General features: G+C 68.8%; 1 protein-coding gene. It reads right to left on the bottom strand.

What is annotated here, in order from left to right; translation table 11 throughout:
• Nucleotides 1-108: 108 nt before the first annotated feature.
• A complete protein-coding gene (locus AC4FS3_RS29095) occupies nt 109-294 on the bottom strand; it encodes a hypothetical protein (RefSeq protein ID WP_491023433.1) in 186 nt (61 codons plus the stop codon).
• Nucleotides 295-606: the final 312 nt, after the last annotated feature.

Genomic DNA, 606 nt, shown 5'->3' with positions numbered 1-606 from the left:
ATTCTGGCAGGAAAGTAATTTTGGCAGAGGGGGCCTGCTGGCACAAGCGCCGGAAAGCCACAGCGGCGGGTGCTTTCGGAAAGCCGTCGGCGCCGGCGACGGGCGGGATCAACGGCCGCTTTCGTCCGCGTCGTCGCGCTGCCCCTGCGCCGTCTGGGGCGCCGCCTCCTGCGCGTCGTCGGGGCGGGTTGGCGCGGCGGCGCGCTCCCGCGTCTGGGTTTTGCGTCTGCGCAGATTGGCCCGCAGCGCCTGCGCCAACCGCTTTTGTCGTTCCGTCGCTGTTTCGCTGCTCACGGGGCGCCCCGGCGTTAGGGTTGATCTCGGCGCTTGCGGCAAGGGCGGAATAAGCCCCGCGAAAACGCATCATCCGTGGCGGACGGCGCGCGCCAGCCTGCCGGCGGTGTGATAGCAAAGTCCGGGCCCCCAGCGCCAGCGCCAGCGCTTGGGGTGGCTGCCGGGGCAGGCCGCGCCGGCCCGCGAACCGGCCTGCGCCGAAAAACGGGGCAGGACTGCGGCGATTGTCACGCTTGCGTGGCCGGTATTTGTCTGGAATGCTTCAAAACCGCAGGTCACATATTGTATAGGGGCGTGCTTGCGGCAAAAAGG

It is taken from the genome of Pseudogemmobacter sp. TB195 (genome assembly GCF_058313095.1).
Note: the sequence above shows the minus strand (reverse complement) of the source record. Positions and strands in the feature narration are given on the sequence as shown.